The 1,333-nt window shown below is 67.5% G+C and carries 1 protein-coding gene; it reads right to left on the reverse strand.

The window, feature by feature from the left end; genetic code table 11:
• On the reverse strand, positions 1 to 1,000 hold a 1,000-nt coding region (locus tag GSE44_RS25020), incomplete at its 3' end, for an OmpA family protein (RefSeq protein ID WP_159351533.1).
• Positions 1,001 to 1,333: the final 333 nt, after the last annotated feature.

Consider the following 1,333-nt stretch of genomic DNA (forward strand, 5'->3'; position numbering starts at 1 on the left):
GGCGCATGGACAGGCGCTGGTTGTACTGCGGCGTGCCCGAGCGGTCGGCATGGCCGGCCACTTCGATGCGCGTCGTGCCGGTGCTGGTCACCGCCTGGGCGGCTTCGGCAATGATCTGGCGGGCACGATCCGTCAGGTCAGCACGGTCGAAGTCGAAGAACACCAGGTAGGTGCGGGCCGGAGCCGGGGCAGCGGCCGGAGCCGGGGCCACGACAGGAGCCGGCGCCGGGCGCGGCGTGTTGAAGGCATAACGCAGGCCGATCATGACCGAATGGTTCTCGGCCGGGTCAGCCTTGAAGGTACCGCGCGACACCGTCGCACCCGCCGGGTTCACCACGCGCCCGTCGAGCTTCGGCTCGAGCGTGCCCATGTAGCGGTACTCAAGGGTGAGCGCGAGGCCGGGGGCTGCGGCGATCGGGTAGGCGACGCCGGCGATGCCCTGCCAGGCGAAGCGGCCATCCGTGTCGTCGATCACGATGGAGTTCGAGCCGCCGGGCTGGCGGGTGCCGCGCACGCCGTCATACTCGGTCCAGACATAGCCGACGCCACCGCCGATATAGGGCTGCACGGGCAGCGGGAAGCGCGGGATCACCAGGTCATAGAAGATGTTGGCCATCGCGCCGTACTGACGGATGTCACCGCCGTTGTTGCGGAAGGCGCTTGTCACGCGCGGGCCGCCGAAGCCGCCGATCTTGTCGACCTCGTTCTGGCGGTAGTTGCCCTCGATCTCGAGGCGCACGCCATTGCCGAAGCCCCAGCCCAGTGAGCCGACGCCGCCCCAGCCGGTGTCCTGGCGCGTCTCGCCATAGGAGCGTGCGCCAGTGGTGTTGAAGTAGTTGCGGTTACCGCCCTGCGCCTCGAGGTCGCGGTCCATCAGCCAATTCACGCCAGCGCCACCCGCGATGTAGAGGCCGGTGACGGGTTGGAACGGAGCCTGAGCCATGGCAGTGGCCGGCATAGCCAGTACCGTGGCGGCCAGCAGGGCCTTGCGGAACGACATCTCGTAAATTCCTTCGTGTAGTGGCCCGCCGCGATCAGGTGCGGCGTGACGCAAAGGCGAGATGCTCCCGAAGGTCGCGAGTGCCAACGCACAGTAATGTCATATGAAGAACCTGTGGCACGAAAGCCACAAGAATGTTCTGCAGGCGGTCCGTAAGTGGAAACGCAGAGGGGCGGGACCTTGCGGTCCCGCCCCCCACTTTCCCTGCGAGAGGGTCGTGCTGCTTAGCGCAGCACGATCTCGACGCGGCGGTTCTGCGGCTCACGCACGCCATCGGCGGTCGGGACCAGCGGACGGCTCTCGCCGAAAGCCTGGATCGACATCTGCGAGCGG

It is taken from the genome of Muricoccus harenae (genome assembly GCF_009848505.1).
GTDB classification, from domain to species: Bacteria; Pseudomonadota; Alphaproteobacteria; order Acetobacterales; family Acetobacteraceae; genus Roseomonas; species Roseomonas harenae.